The following is a 20,883-nucleotide window of genomic DNA, read 5'->3' as shown; positions in this document are numbered from 1 at the left end:
GCTGTGCTCCTGGAAGACGTGGGGGTTGAAGAACTCGATGTTGTGAATGGAAATCAGGGGCTCGGGGTCCTGGGCGGGCTCAGGCCAGCCTGTCCTTGAGCTGGTAATAGAGGCCCACTGCAGGCAAGAACCACGGTGGCCCGAAATGCCCGGGAATGGCGGGCCAGGAGCGCCCCAGCCAGGGGTTGGCCTGGGGCTCACCGCCCATCACGGCCGCCATGCGCTCGCCCATGTGCACGGCCATCTGGGTGCCGTGGCCGCTGTAGCCCATGGCGTAGAACAGGCCGTCACGCTCGCCGGCCTGGGGCAGGCGGTCTTGCGTCATGTCGACCAGACCACCCCAGCAATAATCGAGCCGCACCGAAGCCAGTTGCGGAAAGATCTGGGCCAGGCCGGCGCGCAGGATCTCGCCGCTTTGCCGGTCCTGCTGCGGGCTGGAGATGGCGAACTTGGCGCGCCCGCCAAAAACCAGCCGGTGGTCGGCTGTGAGCCGGAAGTAATGGTGGATGTTCGCAATCGTCACATAGGTGCGCCGCGCCGCCAGCAAGGCCTGGGCCCGCTCGGCCCCCAGGGGCTCGGTGACGACGATGAAGCTGCCCACGGGCACGATGCGCCGGCGCAGCCAGCCAAAGCTGCCGTAGCCGCCGTGGCGGCTGGCACCGGTGGCCAGCAACACCTGGTCGGCCTGCAGGCTGCCACGCGAGGTGTGCAGGCGGTGTTGCCGCCCCTTCAGGCGCTCCAGCCGCTGTACCTCGGTGCCGGTGTGGATCTGGGCCCCCTGGCGCTGGGCGGCCGCAGCCAGGCCCAGCGCAAACCGGCCCATGTGCATCTGGGCACTGCGCGGGTAGAGCAGGCCGCCTTGGAAGCGATCGCTCTGCACCTCGTCGCGGACCTCGGCCGCGCTCAGGATGCGCACCTCGGGGTCAACCCCGTCGGCCACCAGGCGCTGGGCACTGCGCTGCAGGGCCTCCATCTGGTTCGACCGGGTGGCCAGCTTGAGCTTGCCGTGGCGCAGAAAGTCGCAGTCGATGGCCTCGTCGCGCACCACCCGCGCCACCGTGTCCACCGCATCGTCGTAGGCGCGGTACCAGGCGCGGGCCTGTTCCACCCCCACCCGGGCCGCCACCTCGGCATAGTCGACGGCCAGGCCGTTGTTCACGTGGCCGCCATTGCGGCCCGAGGCTTCGGCGGCCACGCGTTCACCGGCCTCCAGCACGGCCACCCGGGCGCCGCGCCGCGCCAGGGCCAGTGCGGCCGACAGGCCGGTGAAGCCGCCGCCGACGATGGCCACATCGACCTGGGCCGGCAGCGCAGGCGCGGCCTCGCCCGAGGCGGGCGCCGAGTCGGTCCAATAGGATTCGAGCTTCATGGCTGGGTCCGTTCAGGCTGGGGTGCAGTTCACAGACCCACGACGCCCGGCAGGCCGCCGATGTCGGCAATCTCGACGTAGCGGTAGGCCGGGTTGCCCGGGCCATGGCCACGGTTGACGAACACCTTGTTGACGATGCCCAGGTCGTCGGCCGACATCAGGTCATAGCGCAGGCTGGACGACACGTGCAACACGTCTTCAGGGTTGCAGCCCAGCGAATCGAGCATGTACTCGAAGGCCGTCAGGCGCGGCTTGTAGGCCTGGGCCTGCTGGGCGGTGTACACGCGGTGGAACGGCGCACCCAGCATGGCCACGTTGTGCTGGATCTGCGCGTCGGCCGCGTTGGACAGGATCACCAACGGAATCTCATGGGCGATCTTCGACAGGCCGGCGGCCACATCGGCGTGGGGGCCCCAGGTGGGCACGGCGTCGTAGTACTGCTGCGCAATGCTGTCGAGGTACTGGATCTTCCACTTCTTGCACAGGCGCCGCACCGCGTTCTTGAGCACCACCTCATAAGGCTGCCAGGCGCCCAGCACCTCGTCGAAGCGGTAGGCCGTGAAGTCGGCCACGAAGGCCTCCATGCGGTCCGCCGGAATCTGCTCGGCGAACAGCTCACGGGTCATCTCGCCCATGCGGAAACGGGTGAGGGTGCCGTAGCAATCGAAGGTGATGTACTTGGGGCGCAGTGCCATGATTTCAGGTCCTTCAAGAAGCGGTCGGATGGCCTGCCCTGCAGGCGCTCCGGGATGTCTTTGCGACAGGTTGATGACGATTTGATTGAAGCATGCAGCGCCGCTGGCGGCGTATGGAAATGAGGCCCTGCAAACGCGCTTGCTGCGGTTTGAAGGGGGGGCTGCGGCATCCCATGCGGTGCGCACCGGTGCCGTGCAGCCATGCACCTCAGTGAGTCGCGGCCAGGTCGATGAGCACGCTTTTGAAGCGCAGATTCGCCTCCACCGCCTGGCGCCCCAGGTCCTTGCCGATGCCCGACTGGTGATAGCCCCCGGTGGGGATCACAAAGTCGCTGCTGCGGCCATAGCGGTTGATCCACACGGTGCCCGCGCTCAGCGCCCGCATGGCGCGCAAGGCCCGGCCGATGTCGGCGGTGTGCACCCCAGCAGCCAAGCCATAGTGCGGGTGGGCAGCCAGGGCCAGGCCCTCCTCTTCGTCGTCGAAGGTCTGCACGGTGAGCACGGGGCCGAAGATCTCCTCCTGCACCGCCGGGTTGCTGTCGTCCACCCCTTCGAGCAGGGTGGGCTGACAGTAGGCCCCGCCCGGGCCGCCGTCGAACAGGCCTCCACCACAACGCAGCTGGGCGCCGGCCGCGCGGGCCCGCTCGATGATGTCGACGATGCGTGCGGCCTGGGGCGCCGAGATGATCGGGGGCAAGGTGGCCTCGGGGTCCCAGGTGGCGCCGGGGCGCAACGCGGCAAAGCGTTGTGCGATGCGCTCGACCAGGGGCTCGGCCAGGCGCCGCTGCACGATCAGGCGCGAGCCCGCCACACACACCTGCCCGGCATTGCCGGTGATGGCCCCCGCGATCACGCCGGCCAGCCGGTCGATCCCCGGGGCATCGTCAAACACCAGCTGCGGGCTTTTGCCGCCCAGCTCCAGGGTCACGGGCTTGGGGCCGTTCAGGGCGCAACTGGCCATGATGGCGGCGCCGGTTCGGGTCGAGCCGGTGAAGGTCATCTTGGCGATGCGGGGGTGGCGCGTCAGCGCCTCGCCCGTGGTGCGGCCGTCGCCCTGCACCACATTGAACAGGCCTGGCGGCACACCGGCCTGCACCGCCAGCTCGGCCAGGCGCACCGCGGAATACGGGGTGAGCTCCGAGGGCTTGAGCACCACGGCATTGCCGGCCGCCAGCGCTGCGCCCACCTTCCAGGACATCATCACCAGCGGAAAATTCCAGGGCGTGATGGCGCCCACCACACCGTAGGGCTCGGCCACCACCATGCCCAGGTGATCGTGCTGGGTGGCCGCCACCTCGCCGCCCAGCTTGTCGGCGTATTCGGCAAAGAAGCGCAGTCCCTCAGCCGTGAAGGGCACATCCCAGGCCGTGGCATCACGCCAGGGGCGGGTCGAGCAGACCGATTCCAACGGGGCCAGCGTGGCCACCGACTGTTCGATCAGATCGGCCCAGCGGCGCAGCACCCGGGCGCGCTCGCGCGGGGCCCGGCGCGCCCAGTCGGTGTTGCGCCAGGCCTGCCAGGCGTTCTGCACCGCCTCATCGACCAGGGTCGCATCGGCCAGTGGCAGGTCGGCATGGACCTGGCCGTCCGAGGGGCGGCGGACCTGCAGCGCGGGTGGCCCGGCCACGAGGCGGCCACCGATGAAGTGGCCTGCCGGCACGGCCACGGTCTGGGGATTGAATGAAGACATGGAGCAACTTTCACAAAGCGGAAGAAAGGGTCGCGACAGCGACGGAATCAACGCTTCATGCTAGGGAACAAGGCTCAGCATTTGTGTTCGTAAGCGCGGCCTGGGCGGCAGCGAATTGCAAAACGCCCCCCCGCAACAGGGGAAGCTTGCAAGTTGAAAAAACGGCTCGCCAAGCCCTGGCGCGGCCGGGCCTTGTCGTTCAAGATCACTGCGAAATACACCGTTCGCAAGAGAGATTTCCCTATGCCATCCCAATTGCCCCACACCAGTGAAGACGATGGTGTGATCTTCCGCCCCATGACCGCCACCGACCTGGATGCGGCACAGGCTTTGTCAGCCCAGCTGCGCTGGCCACACCGCCCGGCCGACTGGGCCCAGGCGCTGGCCCACGGTCAGGGCCTGGTCGCCTTGCGCGATGGCGAGCTGGTCGGCACCGCCCTGTGCTGGTGCTGGGGCCCTGAGCACGCCACCATCGGCCTGGTGATCGTGGCACCGGCCTGCCAGGGCCGGCGCATCGGTCAGCGCCTGATGAGCCAGCTGCTGGAGTCACTGGGCGGCCGCACCGTGCTGCTGCACGCGACCGCCGAAGGTCGCGGCCTGTATGAGCGCCTGGGCTTTGTGCGCACCGGCGAGCTGCGCCAGCACCAGGGCATGGCCCAGCCCACGCCCCTGATCCCGCTGGCCCCCGGGGTGCGCCTGCGCCCTGCCGGTGTCAACGACCTGGCCCGGCTGCAAGCCCTGGATGCTGCCGCGCGCGGCATGCCACGCCCCGGCCTGATTGAAGACCTGCTGGCCGACGCCAAGGACTGCGTGGTGCTGGACGACGACGCACAGGCCATCGGCTTTGCGATGCTGCGCCGGTTTGGCCGCGGCCAGCACATCGGCCCGGTGGTGGCGCCCGATGCCGAGGGCGCCAAGGCGCTGATCGCCCACCTGGTGGGCCTCAATGCCGGTCATTTCACGCGCCTGGACATCGACTTCGACAGTGGCCTGGGCGAGTGGCTCGAAGAGCTGGGCCTGCCCCGCGTCGACGCCCCCACCACCATGGTGCGCGGCCGACTGGCGCCCAGCCCGCAAGGCGGCGTGCGCCTGTTCGGCGTCGTCACCCAGGCCCTTGGCTGAAACCGGAACCCCGCCCATGACCTCCAAGCCGATCTTTCTGTACAAATCCGACCCGGTTCGTGGCCGCCTGTGGGCCGAGGTGTTTCACCGCCAGGCCCCCCACATCGACTTCCGGATCTGGCCCGACATCGGCGACGCCGAGCGGGTGCGCTACCTGGCCGCCTGGGTGCCGCCGCCTGACCTGGCGCACCAGTTCCCCAATCTGGAGCTGCTGTTCTCGTCCGGCGCAGGGGTCGATCAGTTCGACTTCAGCGTGTTGCCGCCTGCCCTGCCGGTGGTGCGCATGGTGGAGCCCGGCATCGTGCAGGGCATGGTCGAGTATGTGACCCATGCGGTGCTCGACCTGCACCGCGACATGCCGCGCTACCGGCGCCAGCAACGTGAGCAGTGCTGGCAGCCGCTGCAGGTGCGCACGGCGGCCGAGCGCCGCGTCGGGGTGCTGGGCCTGGGCTCGCTGGGCACGGCGGTGCTGCAGCAGCTGCGCAGCCTGGGTTTCGACTGCGCAGGCTGGAGCCGCACCCCCCATGAGATCGAAGGCGTGCCCTGCCACGCCGGGCCCGAGGGCCTGCCGGCCTTTCTCGCACGCACCGAGATCCTGATCTGCCTGCTGCCCCTGACCGAGGCCACGCAAGGGCTGCTCAATGCTTCGCTGTTCGCTCAACTGCCCCCGGGGGCCAGCCTGGTGCAGGTGGGCCGGGGCCCGCAATTGGTCGAGGCCGATTTGCTGGCCGCGCTGGCCAGCGGGCAACTGGCCGAGGCCTGCCTGGACGTGACAGACCCCGAGCCGCTGCCTGCCGGGCACCCGTTCTGGACCCACCCCCACATCCGCCTGACGCCCCACATCGCCAGCATGACGCAACCCCTGAGCGCCGCCGAAGTGGTGCTGGACAACCTGCTGCGCCACGCCACCGGCGCGCCGCTGCTGGGCCTGGTGGACCGCCAGCGCGGCTACTGAGCCGAGGCCGTATCGGGGCCCCGCAGGATCTGCTGCCAGGCGCGCAACAACCGCAGCCTGCACCGCCGCAAGCCCCCAAAGCAGCATCACTGCAAGCCCGCTGCGGCCTAAGCTTTCAGGCATTGACGACCTGTTTTTCGATTGCCCCTCTGCCCCGAGAACCCATCACGGAAGCTGCCATGAACCAACGCTCTGACCTGCCCACCCTGGCCTCGCTCGATGCCATCGACCGCGCCCACCTGATCCACCCCGTGTCTGCCTGGCGCACCCATGAACAACGCGGCCCCACCGTGCTGAGCTCGGGCCAGGGCTCGTGGCTGACCGATGCCCGAGGCCACCGCCTGCTCGACGCCTTTGCCGGCCTGTGGTGTGTGAACGTGGGCTATGGCCAGGAGAGCGTGGTGCAGGCCGCGGCCGAGCAGATGCGCCGCCTGCCCTACGCCACGGGCTACTTCCACTTCAGCAGCGAGCCCGCGATCCTGCTGGCCGAGAAGCTGGTGCAGCTGACGCCCCCCTCGCTCAACCATGTCTACCTGACCCTGGGGGGCTCGGAGTCGGTCGATGCGGCGGTGCGCTTCATCGTGCAGTACTACAACGCCATCGGCCGCCCCGGCAAGAAGCACTTCATCGCGCTGGAGCGCGGCTACCACGGCTCCTCGTCCACCGGCGCCGGCCTGACCGCCCTGCCCGCCTTCCACCGAGGCTTCGATCTGCCCCTGCCCACGCAGCATTACATCGCCTCGCCCAACCCCTACCGCCAGGCCCCCGGCACCGATGACCAGGCCCTGATCGCCGCCTCGGTGGCGGCGCTGCGCGCCAAGGTGGCTGAGCTGGGTGCAGAGCAGGTGGCGGCCTTTTTCTGCGAGCCGATCCAGGGCTCGGGCGGGGTGATCGTGCCGCCCGTGGGCTGGCTGAAGGCCATGCGCGAGGCCGCCCGCGAGCTGGACATCCTGTTCGTGGTCGATGAGGTGATCACCGGCTTTGGCCGCACCGGCCCGATGTTCGCCTGCGAGGCCGAAGGTGTGGACCCCGACCTGATGACCATGGCCAAGGGCCTGACCTCGGGCTACGTGCCCATGGGCGCCACCCTGCTGAGCGACAAGGTGTATGCCGCGATCGCCGACGGCGCGCCAGCCGGTGCCGCCATCGGCCACGGGGCCACCTACTCGGCCCACCCGGTCAGCGCCGCCGTGGCGCTGGAGGTGCTGCGCCTGTACCAGGAAGGCGGCGTGCTGGCCAACGGCCAGCGCATGGCGCCGCATTTTGCGGCCGGCCTGGACAGCCTGCTGGAGCACCCGCTGGTGGGCGACTCGCGCCACCGCGGCCTGCTGGGTGCGCTGGAGCTGGTGAGCAACAAGCAGCGCAAGACCGGCTTTGCCGCGGAACTGGGCCTGCCCGATCGCATCGCCAGCACGGCCTACCGGCATGGCCTGGTGTTCCGCGCCTTTGGCGACAACATCCTGGGCTTTGCGCCCGCCCTGACCTTCAGTGAGGACGAGTTCGCCCAGCTGTTCGAGCGCCTGCGCAAGACCCTGGACGAGGTGCTTCAGGCACGGGAAGTGCGTGCAGCCCTGATCGACTGATTCAAAAGCCTTGGCCGGTCGCAGAATCAGCATCCCCGCAACCCGCACCCAGCACACGCCATGAACGAAGCCTTCAAGATTGATCGACTGGACCTGCGCATCCTGGCCCAGTTGCAGAAGAACGGGCGCATGACCAACGTCGACCTCGCCGACGCCGTGGGCCTGTCGCCCAGCCCCTGCCTGATCCGGGTCAAACGCCTGGAGCAGGCAGGCTACATCGCCGGCTACGGCGCCCACCTGCGGCTGGAGAAACTGGGCGACACCCTGACCGTGTTCACCGAGGTCACGCTGTCGGACCACCGACGCGAAGACTTCGCCCGCTTCGAGAGCGCCATCCGCGAGGTGGACGAGGTGCTGGAATGCCACCTGGTCAGCGGCGGCTACGACTACCTGCTGCGCTTTCTGACCCGGGGCGTGAACCACTACCAGGAGGTGGTCGAAGACCTGCTGGAACGCAACATCGGCATCGCGAAGTACTTCAGCTACATCGTCATCAAATCGCCCTTCATCAAGGCCCACAGCCCCATCGAACGGTTGTTTCCCCATCAGCGCTGACTGGCACGCCCACGCGCCCATGCGCCCTCATGCACTTGCACCATGACTGACCCCACGCTCCCCACGCCTCCAAGGCCCGGCCGCTTCGTGCGGCTGGCCGAAGCCGACCGCCCCACCCTGCACCTGCAGATCGATGGCCAGCCGGCCACGGCCCTGGCGGGGGACACCTTGCTGGTGGCCCTGCTGCAGCATGGGCGGCGGGTGCGCGACAGCGAGTTCGGCGGCACCCCGCGTGCCGGCTTCTGCCTGATGGGTGCCTGCCAGGACTGCTGGGTCTGGACCCCCGAAGGCCGGCGCCTGCGCGCCTGCTCCACCCCGGTCGAAGACGGTCTGCAGGTGCTGACTCGCCCCCCCGCACAGCACTGGCCGACCACCCTGGACCTGCAGCAATCGCTGGCCCGCCACGGAGGACAGCCATGAGTGCACCGCGCGTGATCGTGGTCGGCACCGGCCCCGCCGGTGTGCGGGCCGCCCAGGCCCTGGTGCAAGCCGGCCTGCGGCCGGTGGTGGTGGAAGAGAACGCCCGCGACGGCGGCCAGATCTACCGGCGCCAGCCCCTGGGCTTCAAACGCCCCTACGCCAAGCTTTACGGCAGCGAGGCGGCCAAGGCCCAGGCCCTGCACCGCGACTTCGAGGCCCTGCGCCCCCACCTTGAACTGCACACCGACACCCTGGCCTGGAACCTGACCGCCGGCGAGCTGCACGTGGTGCGCGAGGGCCAGCCCCAGACCCTGCCCTTCGATGCCCTGCTGGTGTGCAGCGGCGCCACCGACCGCCTGATGCCCGTGCCGGGCTGGGACCAGGCCGGCTGCTACAGCCTGGGGGCGGCGCAGATCGCCCTCAAGGCGCAGGCCTGCGCGATTGGCCGGCAGGTGGTGTTCATGGGCAGCGGCCCGCTGCTGTACCTGGTGGCCGCCCAATACCAACAGGCCGGGGCCCGCGTGGCCGCGGTGCTGGACACCGCACCGGCACGCAAAAGCTGGGCGGCGCTGCGCGGCCTGCTGGCGCGCCCGCGCCTGGCCTTGCGCGGCCTGGCCCTGATGCAAGGCCTGCGGCGCGCCGGGGTGCCCTTACTGCAGGGCGTGAGCCCGCTGCGCATCGAAGGCGATGCCGCGCTAGGCGTGCAGGCCGTGGTGGTCAAGGATGCGCGAGGCGCTTCGCACCGCTTTGAATGCGATGCCGTGGGCCTGGGCTGGCACCTGCGCGCCGAGGCCCAGCTGGCCGACCTGGGCGGCTGCCAGTTCGATTTCGAACCCCTGAGCCGGCAATGGCTGCCCCGCATCGACAGCGACGGGCGCAGCAGCCAGGCCGGCCTGTACCTGGCCGGCGATGGCGTGCGCATCCTGGGCGCCGATGGCGCCGAGGCCGCCGGCCGGTTGGCGGCCCTGGCGGCCCTGGCCGACCTGGGCCATGCCCAGGGGCAGGCGCTGCACGCCCACGAAGCCCCGGCCCTGCGCCAGACCCTGGCACGCATGGACCGCTTTCGCGCCGGGCTGGCCCAGGCCTTTCCGTGGCCGCATGCCCAGGCCGCCCGCCTGCCTGACGAGACCGTGGTGTGCCGCTGCGAGGGCGTCACCGCCGGCACCCTGCGCCAGTGCGTGAACGAACTCGAAAGCCATGAACTGAACCGGGCCAAGGCTTTCAGCCGGGTCGGCATGGGCCGCTGCCAGGGCCGCTTCTGCGGCCACGCCGCCGCCGAGGTGGTGGCCAGCCAGTGCGGCCTGCCCATCGAGCAGGTGGGGCGGCTGCGCTCGCAGGCCCCGGTGAAGCCCCTGATGATGAACACCCGCGAGGTGCAGCCATGAGCCGAGACGATTTGCAAGACAGCGACGTGCTGATCCTGGGCGGTGGCCTGATGGGCAGCACCACGGCGTTTTTTCTGCGTCAGCAGCACGGCCTGTCGGTCACCCTGCTGGAACGCGAGCTGGTGGGCCGCCAGGCCAGCGGCACCAACTTCGGCAACGTGCGCCGCCAGGGGCGCGAGCTGTTCCAGATGCCCCTGGCCAACCGTGCGCGTGCGGTGTGGGGCCGTGTCAAGGAGTTGCTGGGCGAAGACCTGGAGTTCGTGCCCTACGGGCACCTGCGGGTCTGCTACACCGAACGGCAGGCCGCCATCATCGAACAGCACGCCCACGATGTGCGGCCCCTGGGCCTGAACCTGGAGATCCTCAACGCCCGGCAATTGCAACAGCGCTGGGGTATTTTTTCGCCCGGCGTGGTGGCCGGCTCGTATTCACCCGAAGACGGGCACGCCAACCCGCGCCTGGCGGGCCCTGCGTTTGCGCGGGCGGCCCGCCGCGCCGGGGCCCGGATCGTCGAACACGCAGAGGTGGTGCAAATCGAGCGCGACGGCCAGGGCTTTGTGGCCCACACCGCCGACGGGCGCCGCTTCCGGGCGGCGCAGTTGCTGGTGGCCTGCGGGGCCTGGTCGAAGCGCCTGGCCGAGCAATTTGGCGAGCACGCCCCGCTGGACCCACGGGGGCCGCAGATGGGCGTGACCGAGCCCCTGCCCTATGCCATCGGGCCCTCGATCGGCCTGTCTTCGCCCATCGAGCACGAGGGCCTGTACTTCCGCCAGATCACCCGCGGCAACATCGTGTTTGGCGGCGGCCTGAAAGGCCCGGCCGACGCCGAGCGCGTGCGCGCCGCCTCACGGCCCGACAACATCCTGCGCCAGATGCGTGAACTGCGCCGCTTTGTGCCCGCCTTCGAGAACGTGCAACTGATCCGGGTGTGGAGCGGCATCGAGGGCTACACCCCCGACTGGCAGCCCGTGATGGGCCCCAGCGCCCGCGTGCCCGGCCTGCACTACGCCTTCGGCTTCAATGGCGAGGGCTTTGCCATCAGCCCGGGGGTGGGTGAAACCATGGCCGAGCTGATGGCCACCGGCCAGACCTCCATCGACCTGAGCCACTTCGCGATCGGGCGCTTTGCCGGGGACGTGGCCAAGGCGGCTTGAGAGACGGGCAATGGACGAAGCCCATTTTTGAGCTGGACAGTTTCATGCTGGGGTGGCTTACGCTGACGGGTGCAGGCCAGTCAGCCAATACCTTCCCATGGCCATCAGATGCAATCCACCTGGCAGTCCCGACTGGGTCGCGACATCGCCCTCTTCGTCTCGCCCCGTATGGAAAGGGCTGCTCAAGTGGGCGCGACAATGGCCGAGGAGCAGCAGCACATCGTCGCCGTCGACGACCGGGCTAAAGCAGAAGCCATCATTGTCAAACGACGAATAGCTTGGCAGGCATTGGGGCGATCAGGGCCCGTTGTGCGCAGCCGCCCAGGGCGGGGGGTTACGCCGCAGGCGGGGTGGCCAAACCCTTGGGGTTCACGCCCAACGCTTCCAGCTTTTTCGCATACGAGTCCCTGCGTTTGGCGGCCTTTGCCGCTGTCTCGGTGGCGGCTTGTATGGCCTTGGGCCCTTTATGGGCAGCCGCTTGGATCAGCCCGTACTTGTGTGCGGCATCTGCCTCGGCCCGCTTGAACGTGGCGATGAGTTCAGCGTGGGCAAGGGATGGATTCACAGCAACTCCCATCTCAATCGACGTCGTCATTCTTAAATTTTGACGTTGGTGCGAAGCAAGGCGGTTCTCAATTCGCGCGTGGCTTCTTTGGAAATATCCACCTTTTGAACCGCCAGGTCGAACGAAGAGCCTGGCTTGATGCTGGTGGGCAGTATCTTTTTGGCTGGAAGCTTGGCTGGGTAGGTGCCTTGACGTGGGCACATGCGAACGGAAAACCCGAATTCTTCGAGCACGCCTTTCGCATACAACTCTGCCAATTGTTGAAACGACACGTAGGTTGAGCGTTTCACGTCTTTGCGTCCTGGTTGGCTGACGTCGCGAACGAGTTCGAATTTTCCAAGTGAATCGCGCTGGGTATCGGTGAACGGATGCAGCAAGAAGGTCTGACGAACGCCATCCTTTTTGGACACCCAAATGTGCTCGACGGCGATATCGGTTAACAGCATGTTGTTTTTCCAGCTCCGAGAGTTGCAGCTTGCGTGACCACATCAGCCGACACATCGCAGACAGCAGATTTTGTTTTCAAAAGACGTCAACAGGGAGCCCAGTGCCCCCTGGGATGCAGGTTGATCGTGCGGGCAAAAATCACCCAGAGGGCGGGGACTTTAACTGAACGACCACCAGTGGTAGATGCCGATGGCACCGCGATGGCACGGCGATGGACCGCTTGGGGCCCAAAACGGCCTGGCAAAGGGGGGCCATCAAAAAGCCCGCTGCCAGCCTAAATCCGTCACGGCCCCAAGAGCCTCGCCCCCATCACCGATTGCCGTCGTTCAATGTACGCATCGGCCACGCCAGCGGCCGGTCGTGAAGCTTCTCAATCAATGACGGCGGGGGCGGATGCGGAGCCGAGTCATGCCTGGTTCTCTACATGGTGTTTGAAGTTGTTCAGAATCGCCTGCCATCCACCTTGCTGTTGTTCGATGGAATGGGTGTCTTCTGCATCGAATTCCACCTGGACTTTGACGCCTGGGGGTGTGGCGGTGAACTCGACCTTGGCCTGTCGGTCGCCGAACGAATATTCCAACAGTTGATGCGTCACCACCCGGGTGTAGGTTCCGGCGAAATCAAAACCGAAGCTGCCATCTTTGGCTTCCATCCGAGAGGAAAAAGCACCGCCTTCCCGAAGGTCCACGGTGGCCTTGGTGGTGTGCCAGTCATCTGAAGCCGAGTTCCACTGAACGATGTCTTCAGGTGTGGTGTAGGCGTGCCAAACGGCATCGATCGGGGCAGCGACCGTGGTTTCGACGAGAATTTTCATACGTGGCCTCCGTGGTGTTTCCAGGATCGGGAACTGCCGCGTATTTTGAAACAAACGCTTGAGAACCAGGTGGCGGCTTTCCAACCAATCCATGGCCTTGGCAGCGCAGCTCCGCTCAATCCACCCCCAACACCTCAAACACCTGCCGCACGGCCCCAAGCTGCATCGACACCTCATCACCCTCGCATTTGCCCAGCAGGGCCCGGCCCAACGGAGCTTCGCTGCTGATGACCTGAACGAGCTGGGTGCCGACGTGCAGCTTCATGCTGCCGCCATCGGGGCCGAGAAAGAGATGCTGCTGTTTGTCGTCGGAACCGACCAGGCAAACCAGCGCGCCCAGCTGTATGCCTTGGCTGGCGTCGTAGGGGCGTGGGCGGAACTGGCGCCATTGGGCCATCGCCTGGCGCAGGGCATCGGCCCGACGCGCCTGGCCGGTGGCCAGGTAGGCGGCTTCGAGGCCCAGGGTGTCGTATTTGTTTTCGGCGACGTTTTCTTCGTGAGTGGCCGTTTCGTGAGCCTCACGCAGGGCCTGTTCAACTTGCAGCAGGTCTTCGGCGAGGCGGCTCAGCACCTGCTGCTGCAGCAAAAATTTATCCATGGTGAAAGCGAGGCAGCGCGAGCAAGCAGGGGCGGGTCTTGATGATGAAGGGCGCCAACAGGCGTCGAAGCGTCGAGGCTTCTGCGGGGTGCCGGTTCGCTTCAGCAAGGGGCGGGGGTCGGTCTGTCGCCCGTCTCGGTGCATCGAGCGGCAGGCACAGACCGAATCCGGGCATCGTATCAGGCCCGGTTGGCGATGGCGCCAGCCATGCGGCTGACGCCCAGGGGCGACTTCACGCGTGCGCGCGATGCCCTGGAGGTGCTCCCGCAGCAGGAACAGCTTTCCAGCACCGGCCACCGAGTTGTTGCCGACGGGCTGCGGCGGCAGGTGCCTTGAGGCTGAATGGGGCCCGCAGGCCTCAGGCCGGCAGCGCCAGCACGACAAAGACCTTGCGCAAGGTTTCCTCGATGTGCCAAACGCCCGTGGTGTGGGCCGGGAAGAACAGCGTGTCGCCCGCCCGGATGGCCAGGGGCTCGCCACCGGTGGGGGTGAAGTTGCAGCGGCCACTCAGGATGTGCATGACCTCGGCGTTGGGCAACTGGCGCTCGAAGCGCCCGGGGCTGCACTCCCACACGCCGGTATTGCTGTCGCCGGCACCCGCCAGCGCGATGTCCAGGCCGCTGAAGCGGCAGGCGGGCTGGCTCAGAGGGCGGGCTGGCCCCCCTTGGTCGTGCAGTCCATCCAGCTTGGCAGTCTGCGACAGCACGGTGATGCCCTGACCTGGCACGGCGGCGCTCACAGCCCGGCCTCCACCGCATCGGCCAGCTCGGCCAGGGTGTGGAAGTGGTAGTCGGGCACGGTGTGCTCCGACTCGATGGTGCCGCCCGAATCCTTCAGGCCATGGCGCCGCTCGATCCAGCAGGTGGTGATGCCCAGGCGCTTGGAGACGCCGATGTCGTGGTACTGGCTTTGCGCCACGTGCAGGTTCTGCCCTTGCTGAAAGCCCCAGGCGCCCTCGAAGCGGCCGCGGGCGTAGGCGAAGTAGCGGGGATCGGGCTTTTCGCACAGGGCGTCGTCGCAGCTCAGCAGCATGTCGAAGGGCTCGTCCAGGGTGCGCGAAAAGTGGCGCAACGCCCAGGTCTGGGCATTGGTCATGGTGACCAGCTTGAAGTGGGCACGCAGTCGTTTCAAGGCCTCGACCGAGTCGGCAAACGCAGGCCATTCAGCCACCGAATCGCGAAAGCCCTGCGCCAGCGCATCGCTGTCGGGCAGGCCCAGGCCCGGAGCGATCTCGTGCCAGACGCGCACCAGGTCATCGGGGTACCAGGTGACGTCGGCACTCTTGCGCGCCTGCCGGTAGACGGCCAGAAAGGCATCGTCAGACACCGGGGTGCCGGGCACGGCGCGGTGCAGATAGTCCAGCATGCCACGCTCGAAATCGATCAACGTTCCAACGACGTCGAAGGTGAGCACTTTGAAATTGCGAAGGGCCATGAACAAACTCCTGGGCTGTGGGATTCAACGCTGGACCAGGGCCTCTTGCCCTGCTCCAGCACATGCCAGAAGCTTAAAAGCCGGCACCGGATCGCAGGCGTCGAAGCCCCACCCCAGCACAGCATCGAATTGCGAATTGAGCCGCCCCGGCAGTGGTTTCTATGGTGCGATGGGTGACGACCTGCCCAGCCGGGATATGGGGGCCCTCACGCTGCACAGCCTGAACGGCCCGTACACAGCCGGGCCGGCCCCAGCCCCGGCGTTATTGACCAGACGCCCGCTGGTAGACCGACAAGCCCGTGCTCTGCTGAAGGGTCAGCATGGCCTTTTGCTGCTGGGTGAGGGCGCTGCTGTGCTGGGTCAGCTTGGCCACACTGCTGCCGACGTTGCCGTCGCTGGCCAGTTCCTTGCCGGCGGCGGTCTGAACCTGCTGGCCCAGCTGGGCCAGCGCCGCCGCCACCCCTGCGGGGTCTTTGGCCAGTGCCGCGGCAAACTTGCTGGCGTCCTGCTTCAGGGTGCCGTCGGCTTGTACCGACAAGCCCAGCTTGCTCATGGCGTTCTGGTTGGCCACGCCCCCGGTCAAGGCGCCATCGAGGTCACGACCCACCCGCCCCGCCGCTTGCGCGGCCTGCGCCGAGCCGGGCACGGCGGCCGTGGTCTTGGCGGCCTTCACCGCCGCATTGAAGGCGTTGAAAAAGTCGCCCATGGCCTGGGTCACATCGGTGGCGGACGAAGTCGATGACAGCTTGGACAAAGCCTGCGCGGCGGTCTGGCTGCTGGCCAAGGCCGACTTGAGCTGGCCGAACGACGACAGTTGCGCCGTGGTGGCGGTGGCATCGGCCTGGATGCGGGTGGCCGTCTTGGACAGCGCTGCCGAGGCCGCGGCCAGGGCGCCCGTTGCTTGCGTGGCCTGAGACCCGGACCCCGTGGAGGCCGAAGAACCCAGGAGCGAGCTGAGGTAGGCGGTGTTGATGTTCATGACCCACCCGACACTAACTGCCGCAGCGGATCGAGAAAGCCGGATATCAGGGGAGATCTGCCCTCTTATCAGCCGTCATATCGGCCTTCACATCAGCCCTCATGTCAACGCGGCGCGCCTGCGCCACCTTGCGCCAGCGCCTTGAGCGCCACACCCAGGCGCTCGCGGTCCTTGCCCAGGGCACTGGCCAGCGTGGCCTCGTCGTCGGGCAGCGTGATGCCGGCCGCTGTCAGGGCCTGGCGGGCCTGCTCAGGCGTCTTGCCGTACAGGGGTGCCAGCAGGCGGATGGGCGCGCCCGACACGGCCTGGAGGGCCAGGCCCGGGGTGGAGGGGCCCTTCTTGGCGCCACCCGGCCAGGGCACGAAAGAGCCGGCCACCACCAGGGCGAACAGCGCCATCACCCACAGGGCCGGGCCCGGTTTGAAGTAGCGCTTGAAGCCCAGCCAGTTGGCCAGCGCATGCACCACCACAGCCGCCACCATGCCCCAGCCCACCCATTCGTGCAGGGTCTTCTGCAGGCTGTTGTCCCAGTGGAAGAACATCAGCAGGCCGGTGACCCCCATCAACACAAACACCCCGATGGTGAGGGGCGTGGCCCACTCCCGCGAAACCTTGATCATGAAACCATTCCTTGAACTGTCATGCAACTGGCCGCCCCTGCGGGGGACCTGTGCCAATTCATTGTGCCGAGCAAATGTGCAAGCCATTTGAAGAAACGCAAGCCGAGGCGCAAAGAGCCTGGGCACAATCCAAATCATGATCTCTGCCCTGCCCCGCTCATTGGTGTTTGTTCTGCTGCTCGGTGGGGCCGTTTGCGCCCTGGCCGCATCGCCCGAGCCTGCCGCGCTGCAGGCCCGTGATCCGAACAGCGACGAGGTGCAGGAAACAGCCTCTGGCCTGATCTGGGCGCGCTGCGCCGAGGGCATGCGCTGGAGCGGCAAGCATTGCCTGGACCGCCCTGTGCTGCTGACCCGGGCCGAGGCCATGCAACGCGCCAGCGAGCGCCAGCGCGACAGCGGCCTGGCCTGGCGCCTGCCCACGGCCAAGGAGTTGCAGCGCCTGGTCAGGCTCAACCGCCAGGACGAGGGCCTGGACCCCAAGCTGTTTCCGGATGCGCCCCTGGGCTGGCACTGGTCGTCCACCACGCGCACCAATGGCCAGAGCGTGAACGCCTACCGCTATGACAACATCGCCCGCGGGGTTTCGGGCGAATCGGTGAACCGGCTCAGCTTTCTGCAGGGCTGGTCGGTGGACCTGGGCACGGGCGAGATGAATGGCGAGGTGGCCAAGAAATCACAGCTGCCGGTGCGCCTGGTGCGCAACGGGCGCTGAGCGCCACGCCTCGCCACCCTCGCCACCCCTCGCCGGCGGCCTCAGCCGGCCTTGCGCTCCCAGGCATTGCACCAGCCCGCAGCCGCCACCTCCTTGCCATAGAACAAGGCACAGCCGCCCTGCGGCCGGCCCGCCTCGCCCGCGTAGAGCGAGCAGCTGGCACAGGTCTGCCCGGGTTTGTAACTGGGGTTCTTGGCCGGGTCTACCTTGGTCGCATCGGCCCGGTAGGCCAGGCCTTGGGCGCCTGGGTCGGATTCTTCGAGCAGGCCTGCAGCCATCTGGGCCTGGGCCCGGCGCGGGCTCAGGGCCCAGGCCCCCAGTGCCAGGGCGGGGGCGGACAGCAGCCACAGCCGGCGCGTGGGTACAGGCCTAACCAGGGTCGCGGGGTCGGAAAGCGAGGGGGCGTTGGAGCGGTGGGGGAGCGTCATGACGGCACTATAGAAGCCGTACAGATCACCCGTGTGGCACTCGGGATAGCGCCCCGGCTCGGCCGGCTGCCACGCTCACTCCATGACCACCTTGCCCACCCGGACCAACTCGGCAAAGCGCTCGGTCTCGGTCTTGAGGGTGCGGGCCATGTCCTCGGGTTTGTCGCCCACGGGCTGGGCGCCGATGTCGTCCATGCGCTTGATGAACTCGGGTGACTGGATCACCTTGACCATCTCGGTGTTGAGGCGCGCCACGATGTCGCGCGGCGTGCCCGCCGGCGCCAGCACGCCGAACCAGGTGCCGATGTTGAAGCCCTTGAGGCCGGCCTCGTCCAGCGTGGGCACCTCGGGCAGCGCGGGCGAGCGCGTGGCGGTGGTGACCGCCAGGGCACGCAGCTTGTGGCTGCGGATGTGCTGCAGTACCGGGGTGATGGTGTCGAAGGACATCAGGATCTGGCCGCCCAGCAAGTCGGTGGCCAGCGGGCCGCTGCCTTTGTAGGGGACGTGGGTCAGCGCCACGCCCGTGCTGTTCTGGAACTGGGTGCCGATCAGGTGCTGGGCCGTGCCATTGCCGTTGGAACCGTAGGTTCCCTTGTCGGGCTGGGCCTTGAGCAGGGCCACCAACTCGGCCACGTTGCGCACCGGCGTGCTGTTGTTGACCACCAGCACATTGGGCACCACCGCCACGGTGGTGATGGGCGCAAAGTCTTTCTGGAAGTCGTAGGGCAGCTTTTTGTAGACGCTGGTGGCAATGGTGTGGTGCACCGCCCCCATCAGCAGGGTGTAGCCATCGGGCTTGGATTTGGCCACGTAGTCGGCGCCGATGGTGGCGCCCGCCCCCGGGCGGTTGTCGATGATCACGGGCTGGCCCAGGCTTTTGCCCAGGGCGGTGCCCAGCGCGCGCGCCAGCACGTCGGTGGTGCCGCCCGGTGGGAAGGGCACCACCAGGGTCACCGGCTTGAAGGGCCAGGTCTGCTGGGCCTGCGCCCCGGTGAAGGGGGTGATGGCGGTGATGGCGGTGATCGCAGCCATGGCGGCTTGCAACACCCGCCGCCGGCTTGGCACGGCAGCCCCCAGTCTCTGTGAAGTCATGTCTGTCTCCTTGTATTTTTGAGGCCCCATGCGGCGGCCTGACCCGCCCTGCGGCAAGGCGCCAGGGCAGGCTCTCAGCTCGCTGGGTTCAGTGGGCGGGGGCGCCCAGGTGGGCGCACACCGCCTCGGTCACCTGGCGGGTGGTGGCCTGACCGCCCAGGTCGCCGGTGTGCAGGGCCGGGTTGGCGGTGACGGCCTCGATGGCGGCCATCAGACGGCGTGCCGCCTCGTGCTCGCCCAGGTGCTCCAGCAGCATGACCACCGACCAGAAGGTGCCGACCGGGTTGGCCAGGCCCTTGCCCATGATGTCGAAGGCCGAGCCATGGATGGGCTCGAACATCGAGGGGTAGCGGCGCTCGGGGTCGATGTTGCCGGTGGGCGCAATGCCCAGGCTGCCGGCCAGGGCGGCGGCCAGGTCGCTGAGGATGTCGGCATGCAGGTTGGTGGCGACCAGGGTATCGAGCGTGGCCGGGCGGTTCACCATGCGGGCAGTGGCGGCGTCGACGATCTCCTTGTCCCACTTCACATCGGGGAACTCGAGCGCCACCTGGGCGGCGATCTCGTCCCACATCACCATGGCGTGGCGCTGGGCATTGCTCTTGGTGACCACGGTCAGCAGCTTGCGGGGGCGCGACTGCGCCAGGCGGAAGGCAAAGCGCATGATGCGCTCCACGCCCACCCGGGTCATCATGGTCACATCGGTGGCGGCCTCGATCGGGTGGCCCTGGTGCACCCGCCCGCCCACGCCCGAGTACTCGCCCTCGGAGTTCTCGCGCACGATGACCCAGTTCAGGTCTTCGGGGCGGCAGCGCTTGAGCGGTGCATCGATGCCGGGCAGGATGCGGGTGGGCCGCACGTTGGCGTATTGGTCAAAGCCCTGGCAGATCTTCAGGCGCAGGCCCCACAAGGTGATGTGATCGGGGATGTCGGGGTCACCGGCCGAGCCGAACAGGATGGCGTCCTTGCGGCGCAGCGCCTCCAGGCCATCGGCGGGCATCATCACGCCGTGGCGGCGGTAGTGGTCGCCACCCCAGTCGAAGTTCTCGAACTCGAATCGAAAGCCCGTGCTGGAGGCCGCCAGGGCCTGCATCACCACCTGCCCTGCGGGCACCACTTCCTTGCCGATGCCGTCGCCCGGGATGGTTGCGATCGCGTAGGTCTTCATGGCTTGTTGTCTCCGACAGAAATTGAGTGCTGCCACTGTAGGCAGGCCCGGGCCCCGCGGCGCGCCGCTATAGTGAAACCACTGTTTACTTGAATTCAACAATCACGTCATGTCCGAGCTCATCCAACCCGCCGACCTGGGGTTTTTCTCGGTGCTGGCCAGTGCCGGCAGCCTGAGCGCGGCAGGCCGCGAGCTGGGCGTGACCACCCCGGCGGTGAGCAAGCACCTGGCCCAGATCGAGGCCCGCCTGGGGGTGCTGCTGGTCAACCGCAGCACGCGCCGCATGAGCCTGACGCCCGAGGGCGAGCTGTACCTGGCCCATGCGCGCCGCATCCTGGGCCAGATCGACGACATGGCCGAGCTGCTGGGCGTCTCGCGCGCCACCCCGAGCGGCCTGCTGCGCGTGAACGCCACCTTGGGCTTCGGGCGCAGCCACATCGCGCCCATCATCTCCCGCTTCGCCCGCGCCTACCCCAAGGTGGAGGTGCAGCTGCAGCTGTCGGTGAACCCACCGCCCCTGAGCGACGACAGCTACGACGTCTGCATCCGCTTCGGTGCCCCGCCCGATGCGCGTGTGATCGCCCAGCGCATCGCCCCCAACCGGCGCCTGCTGTGCGCAGCCCCGGCCTACCTGAAGCAGTTCGGCACCCCCAAGGTGCCCAACGACCTGATCAGACACAACTGCATCGGCATCCGCCAGGGCGAAGAGGCCTATGGCCTGTGGCGCCTGAGCCCGCTGCGGGGGCGGCAAGGTCGCGCCGAAGCGATCAAGACCCGTGGCACCCTGAGCACCAACGACGGTGAGATCGCCGTCAACTGGGCGCTGGATGGGCACGGCATCCTGATGCGGGCCGAGTGGGACATCGAGCGCTACCTGAAGAGCGGCCGCCTGGTGCAGGTGCTGCCGGGCTATGGCACGCCGGACGCTGACATCTACGCGGTGTACCCGCAGCGCCACCAATCGGCCAGCCGGGTGCGGGCTTTTGTGGAGTTCCTGAAGCAGTCGCTGGCCCGGTGAGGTTTTCGGGGCCGAACACCCGGCCCGCTTGTGTCTTTTGGTAACAAAATTCCGAGCACTTCAAGAGTGGATTGACCGTCCAT

General features: G+C 67.8%; 23 protein-coding genes. 9 read left to right on the top strand and 14 right to left on the bottom strand.

The genetic code is table 11. The features are described 5' to 3' along the window. Positions 1 to 79: 79 nt before the first annotated feature. The 3 genes from L880_RS0121825 to L880_RS0121815 form a co-directional block, all read right to left on the bottom strand. Positions 80 to 1,369, bottom strand: a complete 1,290-nt coding sequence (locus L880_RS0121825; protein ID WP_027477485.1) for an NAD(P)/FAD-dependent oxidoreductase — start codon at positions 1,367 to 1,369, stop codon at positions 80 to 82. A 29-nt stretch (positions 1,370 to 1,398) separates the two neighbouring features. After that, positions 1,399 to 2,064, bottom strand: coding sequence for a haloacid dehalogenase type II (locus L880_RS0121820; protein WP_027477484.1), 666 nt, complete (start codon positions 2,062 to 2,064; stop codon positions 1,399 to 1,401). A gap of 208 nt (positions 2,065 to 2,272) precedes the next feature. Further along, positions 2,273 to 3,754: an aldehyde dehydrogenase family protein gene (locus L880_RS0121815; RefSeq protein WP_027477483.1), complete on the bottom strand. Its 1,482-nt coding sequence runs from the start codon at positions 3,752 to 3,754 to the stop codon at positions 2,273 to 2,275. A gap of 243 nt (positions 3,755 to 3,997) precedes the next feature. Here L880_RS0121815 and L880_RS0121810 point away from each other — a divergent pair, with 243 nt between their 5' ends. The 7 genes from L880_RS0121810 to L880_RS0121780 all read left to right on the top strand — a co-directional run bounded on the left by L880_RS0121810 (position 3,998) and on the right by L880_RS0121780 (position 10,928). Beyond that, positions 3,998 to 4,876 carry a GNAT family N-acetyltransferase gene (locus L880_RS0121810; RefSeq protein ID WP_027477482.1) on the top strand — a complete coding sequence of 293 codons (879 nt, stop codon included), beginning with the start codon at positions 3,998 to 4,000 and terminating at the stop codon, positions 4,874 to 4,876. 16 nt (positions 4,877 to 4,892) lie between these two features. Further along, on the top strand, positions 4,893 to 5,831 hold the full coding sequence (locus tag L880_RS0121805; protein WP_027477481.1) for a 2-hydroxyacid dehydrogenase: 939 nt from the start codon (positions 4,893 to 4,895) through the stop codon (positions 5,829 to 5,831). A 179-nt stretch (positions 5,832 to 6,010) separates the two neighbouring features. Then, complete coding sequence (locus tag L880_RS0121800; protein ID WP_027477480.1) at positions 6,011 to 7,414, top strand: aspartate aminotransferase family protein; 1,404 nt, start codon at positions 6,011 to 6,013, stop codon at positions 7,412 to 7,414. A gap of 60 nt (positions 7,415 to 7,474) precedes the next feature. Then, positions 7,475 to 7,969: an Lrp/AsnC family transcriptional regulator gene (locus L880_RS0121795; protein WP_027477479.1), complete on the top strand. Its 495-nt coding sequence runs from the start codon at positions 7,475 to 7,477 to the stop codon at positions 7,967 to 7,969. A 42-nt stretch (positions 7,970 to 8,011) separates the two neighbouring features. After that, a complete protein-coding gene (locus L880_RS0121790; protein ID WP_027477478.1) occupies positions 8,012 to 8,389 on the top strand; it encodes a (2Fe-2S)-binding protein in 378 nt (125 codons plus the stop codon). Then, entirely contained in the window at positions 8,386 to 9,774 is a 1,389-nt protein-coding gene (locus tag L880_RS0121785) for an FAD/NAD(P)-dependent oxidoreductase (protein ID WP_027477477.1), read from the top strand. Before L880_RS0121790 ends, L880_RS0121785 begins: the two co-directional genes overlap by 4 nt. After that, positions 9,771 to 10,928 (top strand): NAD(P)/FAD-dependent oxidoreductase, encoded by a 1,158-nt coding sequence (locus L880_RS0121780; RefSeq protein ID WP_027477476.1) that lies wholly within the window; start codon positions 9,771 to 9,773, stop codon positions 10,926 to 10,928. The genes L880_RS0121785 and L880_RS0121780 overlap by 4 nt, the downstream gene beginning before the upstream one ends. A 334-nt stretch (positions 10,929 to 11,262) precedes the next feature. On the opposite strand, the gene L880_RS0121775 is transcribed toward L880_RS0121780, so the two are convergent. From L880_RS0121775 to L880_RS36090, 8 genes are all read right to left on the bottom strand, one after another. Next, complete coding sequence (locus L880_RS0121775; RefSeq protein ID WP_342669190.1) at positions 11,263 to 11,523, bottom strand: hypothetical protein; 261 nt, start codon at positions 11,521 to 11,523, stop codon at positions 11,263 to 11,265. Between the two features lie 2 nt (positions 11,524 to 11,525). Next, positions 11,526 to 11,939, bottom strand: coding sequence for a hypothetical protein (locus L880_RS0121770; protein ID WP_027477474.1), 414 nt, complete (start codon positions 11,937 to 11,939; stop codon positions 11,526 to 11,528). A gap of 407 nt (positions 11,940 to 12,346) precedes the next feature. Next, on the bottom strand, positions 12,347 to 12,754 hold the full coding sequence (locus L880_RS0121765; RefSeq protein ID WP_027477473.1) for an SRPBCC family protein: 408 nt from the start codon (positions 12,752 to 12,754) through the stop codon (positions 12,347 to 12,349). Positions 12,755 to 12,869: 115 nt separating this feature from the next. Beyond that, positions 12,870 to 13,352, bottom strand: coding sequence for a GreA/GreB family elongation factor (locus tag L880_RS0121760; RefSeq protein ID WP_027477472.1), 483 nt, complete (start codon positions 13,350 to 13,352; stop codon positions 12,870 to 12,872). Positions 13,353 to 13,710: 358 nt separating this feature from the next. Then, positions 13,711 to 14,091, bottom strand: a complete 381-nt coding sequence (locus L880_RS0121750; RefSeq protein WP_027477471.1) for a cupin domain-containing protein — start codon at positions 14,089 to 14,091, stop codon at positions 13,711 to 13,713. Further along, positions 14,088 to 14,786, bottom strand: coding sequence for an HAD-IA family hydrolase (locus L880_RS0121745; RefSeq protein ID WP_027477470.1), 699 nt, complete (start codon positions 14,784 to 14,786; stop codon positions 14,088 to 14,090). Before L880_RS0121745 ends, L880_RS0121750 begins: the two co-directional genes overlap by 4 nt. Positions 14,787 to 15,048: 262 nt before the next feature. Further along, positions 15,049 to 15,765 (bottom strand): flagellar filament capping protein FliD, encoded by a 717-nt coding sequence (gene fliD / locus L880_RS0121740; protein ID WP_027477469.1) that lies wholly within the window; start codon positions 15,763 to 15,765, stop codon positions 15,049 to 15,051. Between the two features lie 104 nt (positions 15,766 to 15,869). Beyond that, a complete protein-coding gene (locus L880_RS36090; protein ID WP_051443505.1) occupies positions 15,870 to 16,385 on the bottom strand; it encodes a DUF4405 domain-containing protein in 516 nt (171 codons plus the stop codon). A gap of 136 nt (positions 16,386 to 16,521) precedes the next feature. Here L880_RS36090 and L880_RS0121730 point away from each other — a divergent pair, with 136 nt between their 5' ends. Next, positions 16,522 to 17,097, top strand: coding sequence for an Lcl C-terminal domain-containing protein (locus L880_RS0121730; RefSeq protein ID WP_051443504.1), 576 nt, complete (start codon positions 16,522 to 16,524; stop codon positions 17,095 to 17,097). 41 nt (positions 17,098 to 17,138) lie between these two features. Here the strand turns inward: L880_RS0121730 and L880_RS36085 are convergent, their stop codons facing one another. The 3 genes from L880_RS36085 to L880_RS0121715 all read right to left on the bottom strand — a co-directional run bounded on the left by L880_RS36085 (position 17,139) and on the right by L880_RS0121715 (position 19,782). Continuing rightward, a complete protein-coding gene (locus L880_RS36085) occupies positions 17,139 to 17,525 on the bottom strand; it encodes a high-potential iron-sulfur protein (RefSeq protein ID WP_084461520.1) in 387 nt (128 codons plus the stop codon). 75 nt (positions 17,526 to 17,600) lie between these two features. After that, entirely contained in the window at positions 17,601 to 18,617 is a 1,017-nt protein-coding gene (locus L880_RS0121720; protein WP_027477466.1) for a Bug family tripartite tricarboxylate transporter substrate binding protein, read from the bottom strand. A gap of 88 nt (positions 18,618 to 18,705) precedes the next feature. Continuing rightward, positions 18,706 to 19,782, bottom strand: coding sequence for a tartrate dehydrogenase (locus tag L880_RS0121715; RefSeq protein ID WP_027477465.1), 1,077 nt, complete (start codon positions 19,780 to 19,782; stop codon positions 18,706 to 18,708). Positions 19,783 to 19,891: 109 nt separating this feature from the next. Between L880_RS0121715 and L880_RS0121710 the strand changes: the two genes are divergently transcribed. After that, positions 19,892 to 20,800: a LysR family transcriptional regulator gene (locus L880_RS0121710; protein WP_027477464.1), complete on the top strand. Its 909-nt coding sequence runs from the start codon at positions 19,892 to 19,894 to the stop codon at positions 20,798 to 20,800. Positions 20,801 to 20,883 lie beyond the last annotated feature (83 nt).

The organism is Curvibacter gracilis ATCC BAA-807 (genome assembly GCF_000518645.1).
GTDB lineage: Bacteria > Pseudomonadota > Gammaproteobacteria > Burkholderiales > Burkholderiaceae_C > Curvibacter > Curvibacter gracilis.
The sequence above is the reverse complement of the archived record's forward strand: the minus strand, read 5'-3'. Positions and strand labels throughout refer to the sequence as shown.

What these genes read in the sequence shown, in the direction of transcription:
- L880_RS0121745 (WP_027477470.1), bottom strand. Translation starts at nt 14,786, where the DNA reads ATGGCCCTTCGCAATTTCAAAGTGCTCACCTTCGACGTCGTTGGAACG.
- L880_RS0121810 (WP_027477482.1), top strand. Translation starts at nt 3,998, where the DNA reads ATGCCATCCCAATTGCCCCACACCAGTGAAGACGATGGTGTGATCTTC.
- L880_RS0121715 (WP_027477465.1), bottom strand. Translation starts at nt 19,782, where the DNA reads ATGAAGACCTACGCGATCGCAACCATCCCGGGCGACGGCATCGGCAAG.
- L880_RS36090 (WP_051443505.1), bottom strand. Translation starts at nt 16,385, where the DNA reads ATGATCAAGGTTTCGCGGGAGTGGGCCACGCCCCTCACCATCGGGGTG.
- L880_RS0121710 (WP_027477464.1), top strand. Translation starts at nt 19,892, where the DNA reads ATGTCCGAGCTCATCCAACCCGCCGACCTGGGGTTTTTCTCGGTGCTG.
- L880_RS0121720 (WP_027477466.1), bottom strand. Translation starts at nt 18,617, where the DNA reads ATGACTTCACAGAGACTGGGGGCTGCCGTGCCAAGCCGGCGGCGGGTG.
- L880_RS0121760 (WP_027477472.1), bottom strand. Translation starts at nt 13,352, where the DNA reads ATGGATAAATTTTTGCTGCAGCAGCAGGTGCTGAGCCGCCTCGCCGAA.
- L880_RS0121805 (WP_027477481.1), top strand. Translation starts at nt 4,893, where the DNA reads ATGACCTCCAAGCCGATCTTTCTGTACAAATCCGACCCGGTTCGTGGC.
- L880_RS0121765 (WP_027477473.1), bottom strand. Translation starts at nt 12,754, where the DNA reads ATGAAAATTCTCGTCGAAACCACGGTCGCTGCCCCGATCGATGCCGTT.
- L880_RS0121795 (WP_027477479.1), top strand. Translation starts at nt 7,475, where the DNA reads ATGAACGAAGCCTTCAAGATTGATCGACTGGACCTGCGCATCCTGGCC.
- L880_RS0121815 (WP_027477483.1), bottom strand. Translation starts at nt 3,754, where the DNA reads ATGTCTTCATTCAATCCCCAGACCGTGGCCGTGCCGGCAGGCCACTTC.
- L880_RS0121780 (WP_027477476.1), top strand. Translation starts at nt 9,771, where the DNA reads ATGAGCCGAGACGATTTGCAAGACAGCGACGTGCTGATCCTGGGCGGT.
- L880_RS0121825 (WP_027477485.1), bottom strand. Translation starts at nt 1,369, where the DNA reads ATGAAGCTCGAATCCTATTGGACCGACTCGGCGCCCGCCTCGGGCGAG.
- L880_RS0121730 (WP_051443504.1), top strand. Translation starts at nt 16,522, where the DNA reads ATGATCTCTGCCCTGCCCCGCTCATTGGTGTTTGTTCTGCTGCTCGGT.
- L880_RS0121770 (WP_027477474.1), bottom strand. Translation starts at nt 11,939, where the DNA reads ATGCTGTTAACCGATATCGCCGTCGAGCACATTTGGGTGTCCAAAAAG.
- L880_RS36085 (WP_084461520.1), bottom strand. Translation starts at nt 17,525, where the DNA reads ATGACGCTCCCCCACCGCTCCAACGCCCCCTCGCTTTCCGACCCCGCG.
- L880_RS0121820 (WP_027477484.1), bottom strand. Translation starts at nt 2,064, where the DNA reads ATGGCACTGCGCCCCAAGTACATCACCTTCGATTGCTACGGCACCCTC.
- L880_RS0121785 (WP_027477477.1), top strand. Translation starts at nt 8,386, where the DNA reads ATGAGTGCACCGCGCGTGATCGTGGTCGGCACCGGCCCCGCCGGTGTG.
- fliD (WP_027477469.1), bottom strand. Translation starts at nt 15,765, where the DNA reads ATGAACATCAACACCGCCTACCTCAGCTCGCTCCTGGGTTCTTCGGCC.
- L880_RS0121790 (WP_027477478.1), top strand. Translation starts at nt 8,012, where the DNA reads ATGACTGACCCCACGCTCCCCACGCCTCCAAGGCCCGGCCGCTTCGTG.
- L880_RS0121775 (WP_342669190.1), bottom strand. Translation starts at nt 11,523, where the DNA reads ATGACGACGTCGATTGAGATGGGAGTTGCTGTGAATCCATCCCTTGCC.
- L880_RS0121800 (WP_027477480.1), top strand. Translation starts at nt 6,011, where the DNA reads ATGAACCAACGCTCTGACCTGCCCACCCTGGCCTCGCTCGATGCCATC.